This window comes from Halobacillus sp. BBL2006, from assembly GCF_000786645.1.
In the GTDB taxonomy this organism is placed as follows: domain Bacteria; phylum Bacillota; class Bacilli; order Bacillales; family Halobacillaceae; genus Halobacillus.
The window spans coordinates 1-5,739 of sequence record NZ_JRNX01000377.1 but is presented as its reverse complement, the minus strand read 5'-3'; the positions used below and the strand labels follow the sequence as shown (position 1 = coordinate 5,739).

Annotated in this window: 6 protein-coding genes and 1 pseudogene; all 7 read right to left on the bottom strand. The window is 42.0% G+C overall.

All coding sequences use genetic code 11. The annotated features are described in order from the left end of the window. Window positions 1-237: 237 nt before the first annotated feature. A complete protein-coding gene (locus LD39_RS11765) occupies window positions 238-804 on the bottom strand; it encodes a YhcN/YlaJ family sporulation lipoprotein (RefSeq protein ID WP_035546628.1) in 567 nt (188 codons plus the stop codon). A gap of 69 nt (window positions 805-873) precedes the next feature. Beyond that, window positions 874-1,611, bottom strand: coding sequence for an NAD(+) synthase (gene nadE / locus LD39_RS11760; protein WP_035546626.1), 738 nt, complete (start codon window positions 1,609-1,611; stop codon window positions 874-876). A gap of 35 nt (window positions 1,612-1,646) precedes the next feature. Then, window positions 1,647-2,606 (bottom strand): aminoglycoside phosphotransferase family protein, encoded by a 960-nt coding sequence (locus LD39_RS11755; RefSeq protein WP_035546624.1) that lies wholly within the window; start codon window positions 2,604-2,606, stop codon window positions 1,647-1,649. Between the two features lie 909 nt (window positions 2,607-3,515). Next, window positions 3,516-3,663: pseudogene (safA, locus tag LD39_RS23575) on the bottom strand (SafA/ExsA family spore coat assembly protein); the annotation flags it as partial. A gap of 171 nt (window positions 3,664-3,834) precedes the next feature. Next, the gene (gene pheA / locus LD39_RS11745; protein WP_035546619.1) at window positions 3,835-4,710 is read right to left on the bottom strand and encodes a prephenate dehydratase; all 876 of its coding nucleotides are present in this window, start codon (window positions 4,708-4,710) and stop codon (window positions 3,835-3,837) included. A gap of 14 nt (window positions 4,711-4,724) precedes the next feature. Beyond that, complete coding sequence (locus tag LD39_RS11740; RefSeq protein ID WP_035546616.1) at window positions 4,725-5,174, bottom strand: ACT domain-containing protein; 450 nt, start codon at window positions 5,172-5,174, stop codon at window positions 4,725-4,727. 17 nt (window positions 5,175-5,191) lie between these two features. Then, window positions 5,192-5,739 (bottom strand): Obg family GTPase CgtA (gene cgtA / locus LD39_RS11735; protein WP_035546614.1); only part of this gene is annotated, 548 nt, incomplete at its 5' end.

Below are 5,739 nucleotides of genomic sequence, written 5' to 3'. Positions count from 1 at the left end.
GAGGAAGCTCACCACATGCCCACGGAAAGCGAGTGATTCCCAGGACCTCCTAATTCTGTCCCAAGTAAAGGAAACAGGCTTACAAACATCTCGAAATCGAGTCTTACAGAATTCTGCACTTATACTGAAAAACCTTTTATTATTTTGATGACTAATCTTTTTACAAAAACAATATTGGTAAAGCCATTTAAAAAGCGCTCTGAAATAATTCAGAACGCTTCCTACTGTAACAAGAAATTATTTGTTTTGATTGAAGAAATCCTTGATTCGCTTTTTCAGATCATCAGGAGCCTGAGAAGCTTTCAAACGAGCATTAAGGTCCTTCATGTGATCCCAATTATTATTATTCGTGTAAACAGAAATCGGTTTGTCTGTAATTTCTTTTACCTTTGCCTGAATCTTTTTATTAACTGATTGATCTCTACGATCATAAGGGTTAACCATCACAGCTACATAGACACGGTCATCGGTTGTATAAGCCTGAGTCATGGTCACTTCTTCCAACTCGTTTACCTTTTCCATAATTGCCATTGACTCTTCATTATTAAATACATTGTCATGTGAACGGTTCGTTTCCCCATATTTAGAGTTGCGGAATTCATCTTCTGCTGTTCGCTTAAAGTAGCTATCTTTTCCTGTAGGGATCTTGCCTCTGCGTTCTATTCCTTTATCTGAGGAATACTCCAATGGTTGGTAGTAAGACTCTTCCTGATCAGCAGGTGCCTGTTCAGCCGCTTCCTGATTATTATTACAGGCAACTAATGAAGAAAGAAATACAATCATAAATAGTGAAATTTTCCACATAAAAAACATTCTCCTTTTACCCTTACTATGGTACAAGGAGAATGTTTTAGTCTGTTAATATTCGCCAGTTTATTGTGGAGGAGAAGGTGGAAGCTGCCGTTTGTGAGCAGACTTCTTATGCATAGCATCAATGATTTTCTTATCCTCTTCAGGGATCTCTTCTCCCTTCAAGTATTTATCAATCATTTCATAACTTGTTCCCATTTCATTTTCATCTGTCTGTCCTTCCCAAAGGCCTGCACTTGGCTGCTTATGGACAACTTCATGAGGAACTCCTAGATATTCAGCCATTTCACGTACTTCACCTTTTGTTAAGTGAACGAGTGGGACGAGGTCAACCCCACCATCTCCGAATTTTGTGAAGTACCCTGTGTACCATTCGGCAGCGTTGTCTGTCCCGACAACTAAGTATTTATGATTGGTTGCAACTGTGTATAAAGTGCTCATTCTTAGTCGGGCACGTAAGTTTGCATCTGCCAGTTTGGCCTGCTCCTCATTGAATGAGTCTTGGTTTTTTAATTGCTGCTTAATCGTACTAAACATGACTTCATGCGTCTCTGTCAAATCAACGGTAATGGATTCAATGCCACAAACATCAATGACTTTTTGTGCGTGGTCTTGATCACTGGACTGACTTTTACAAGGCATAATAACACCTAAAGAATGTTCAGGGCATGCTTGCTTGATTAAGTTCGCTACGACAGCTGAATCGATGCCGCCACTTACTCCAACAAGCAGCCCTTCTACATTCGCCTGCTCTACTTGGATGCGTAACCAAGATACAATCTTTTCAACTTTTTGCTCCACCGGATTGTTCATCCTTTCACACATATGATATCTAATCATAGCATATTTTCTGTGTAACGGACAAACATCTTACGGCTCTCCCATGATTTTTCCAATTTCTTCAGATGACGCATAAAAGATGCGTCCCCACGCAGGCACCTTCGATATCCATACAACCACTCTCTTAATAAGTCAGCTGGTACGAGAACACCTTTAAGCCAGAGCTCCTGGTCCTCAACGTGTTGAAAGTAATTGAATACAGAAGATTTTTGTCCTTCAATATAGGGAAGAAACCGTTGAGCCAATTGAATGTCATCATAAACTCTAGGACCAGTATGCAATAAATCAAAGTCAATCAATTTAATTTCATTTTTTCGGTGAATGATGAAGTTGTGATGTGCCACATCTCCATGCAGCCATTCATGATTTTCCCACGCTTTTTCTTCTACTTCACCCCAAGGATGATTCGCGAAAAGCTCTAACTGCTTCAGCATACAAGCTCGCACCTCATCAAAGAGAGAAGTTTTTCGATAATCTAAAAAGACATCCCGAGAATCCTCAAACTGCTCTAGACGTCTTTCCCATTTAACATATAACGGATCTTTAGGAATAGCTAAGACGGCAATGCCTTTCGTTGTTCGATGAAACTGACGCAAAACCTTTACCGCAAGTTCTCGATCATGGTGCTTATCAAAATTCGCATGCCTTCCTTTTAACCACTCGAAAAGACCCCATTCACAACCCAGCTTACTTTTCGTGTAGACATCTTCTTCAAACGGCAGAGGCCTTGCAGCTGATTGATAGGCATAATTCCAATGTTTGAAGAAGTCAATCTGCTGGTGGAGAGTTTGCGCTCTTCGATACCCTTTTAAGATCATCGGAGTGCCATTGTAACGCACTTTGTAAACCTTCGGCTTAATCATCTTCTCATATGTTATCGGAATATGCTGTTCATGAAGAAGCCAATGAAAAAGGCGATCCGAATAAGAATCGCCTTCTCTATGTTCAGTCTTCATCTAGATCATCGTCCCTCCAAGGTTGTGGATACCATTGACCTTGGAATGGCTGTTGTTGATTCCAATTCCCCATTGATTGCGGCGTATTCCAGTTTCCCATCGGCTGTCCGCCGTGATAAGGCTGCCAACCTCCCATCGGTTGTTGCATTGGCCCATAGGATTGCGGCCATTGTTGTTGCGGATAACCCTGGAACGGTTGTTGTCCATATCCCATCATTGGTCCATATGCCTGAGGGTCTTGCCACTGTCCTCCTTCGCATCCACAATCAGAACCCGCTTGCATTCCACCCATCATGGAAGAGGACTCACTTTCATATTCAACTCCTCCAACTTGTGGATACATTTGCTGAGGATACATTGGCATTGGCTGCTGGTGCATCGGCATCTGCATTGGCATCATGTAAGGTTGAGGCGGGCAACAATAAAAGTCTGAATGTACAAGCTGCGGCTGACCTGGTGGACAATATTGTTCCTGTGGTGCATATTGCTGTGGTGCGTATTGCTGTGGTGCGTACTGCTGCGGTGCATATTGCTGCGGTATATATTGCTGTGGTTCGTATTGTTCAGCTTTTACGTCTTCTTTTGATTCCTCAGAAGGCATTTCCTCTTTTTCTGCTTTTGGAGCTTGAGGCATAGGCATCTGAGGAAGATGAAATGTCGTATAATAATTTTGCATCTGTTGGTCGATGCTCGGCATCGATATCGGCATATTCATGTTAATTGGCTGCATTGGCATCATCGGTTTTTCCATGACACCTTTCGCTACCGGCTTTTTCTCGTCCTCTTTGATGATAGGAATCGGCTTCGGTACGTTTTCTTTATAAGGAGGCATGGATGGCATTTCTTTTTTCGGCATTTCTTTCTTTGGCATTTCTTTCTTCGGCATCTCTTTCTTCACTTGCTTTGTCCCTTGAGGAACTTTGATTTTCATACCCGGCATAATCATATCAGGATTGGAAAGCTGGGTATTTACCGATTTTAACTCTTCAAAGTCAACCCCATACTTTTTCGCAATCTTCCAGAGTGTATCGCCTTTTTGTACAATGTGAATTCTCACCATTGCAACTCCCTTCCTGAAAATCTAGAAAACAATAAGACAATAATAGCTTCATAACACTCTATGCAGCACAAGCTCAAAGATTGATGAAAAAGCCTATATTTATTTTCAACAAATATAAACAAACCCCTGATAACCTTTTGATATAAAGGCTTCAGGGGTTAACAAAATTTATGGTTTTCGGACTGGCGTCGGTACATCAATTTGATAAGCAGGATAAGTGCCGAGAACTTTCAATTGACACCCTAAGGCTTCAAGTTCAGCCTGGACCCCAGGGAATAACACTTGATCATACGGTTGATCGACGTCTATTAAGAAAAAGTAGTTGCCGAGACCTGTCTTCATCGGCCTTGATTCGATCTTTGAAAGGTTCATTTTTCTCCAGGAAAAAGCAGCTAATACCTGATGCAGTGCTCCTGCATAATCCTTAGGAAGGGTCACCATCACGGTTGTTTTATGCCTGGATACTGGATGATCTTTCACTTTTAATGCCTTGGCATTCTTTTGGACGACGGCAAAGCGGGTATGATTATTATCATAATCATGAATATTGGTATCCAACAGCTTTAAGCCATTTTCTTCAGCAGCAAGGTGATTCCCTATGGCTGCTACGTCATTACCACTTGCAGCTACAATTTCAGCAGCTTTCCCTGTGGAAGCCGTGTATTCAAGTTCAGCATCAGGAAAATGCTTATGCAAATATTGGTGACACTGGGCAATGGCATGACTATGCGAGTAGATCTTCTTGATTTTTTCACCTTGATAATCCGGATTGACAAGAAGGTGCTGCTTGATAGGTACTGTCATTTCAGCTATGATCGACTGGTTCACCTGGTGCACCAAATAATCGATCGTTAGGTGAACAGAGCCTTCAATCGCATTTTCAAGCGGTACAACCCCTGTTTCAATGTCACCGCGTTCAACGGCGTCCAAACATGCAGGGATGCTTTCATAGCTGATGAAAGATCCACCGTCAAAGAGTGCGTCCACTGCCATTTTTGTAAACGTTCCTTTTGGTCCTAAATAACCGATCCGTTGATTTTCCATTCCTTCCCCTCCAGTTAAGCTCCTGTACTTAATATCTCTACCCGATCGACGAAATCGAGCTTGTGTAGTTGCTGTAGTAAATATTCAATGGAATAGACCATCCCTGTCGTGTTTAAGGACAGGGTCACGTTCGCTTTTCCTTGTAAAGGAATGGTCTGGTGTATGGTCAGAACATTACAGCCTGAATTGGCTACCGTCTGCAATAAGTTTGAGAGTGTACCCGCTCGATCTTCTAAATGGAAGAAAAGGGTGATCATCTGTTCTTTTACCATAGCCTGAAAAGGAAACACAGCGTCCCTATATTTATAGAAAGCACTTCTTGAAAGTCCAACTGACTGAACAGCCTCAAAGATGGATTCTACTTTTCCCCGTTCAAGAAGAGCTTTCGCTTCAATCGTCTTTTTCATCGCTTCCGGGAGGATGTCACTACGGACTAAATAAAACTTCTCATTATAATCCGCCAATTCAACCCCTCCCTTCTTTAATCTACAAATTCGAACTCATAGTCAAGAATTCTCACTGTATCCCCATCATTTGCACCACGTTTGCGGAGTGCTTCATCTACACCCATGCTACGCAATTGTCTTGCAAATCGATTGATGGATTGATCATGCGAGAAATCGGTCCGTTTGAATAGTGATTCGATTTTTTCGCCATAGAGTACATAGGCCCCGTCGTCTGCACGAGTTATCTTGAAAGCGGCTTCTTCTTTCTCATATTTATAGACGACCCTCTCATCCACTTCTTCGATAGCTTCTTCTTGTTTCGGAATGCGCTCAAGCTGATCAGCTACCGCATAAAGCAGTTCATCAATCCCTTCGCGTGTTACCGTTGAAATAGGATAGATGATAACATCTTCTCCTGCTTGTTCCTTGAACATTTCCAAATGGTCTTCAGAATCAGGCATATCCATTTTGTTAGCGACAACAATCTGTGGACGGTTTTCTAAACGTTTATCATAGGATGACAATTCATTATTAATTGTTACGTAATCCTCATAAGGGTCGCGTCCCTCTCCGCCCGACATAT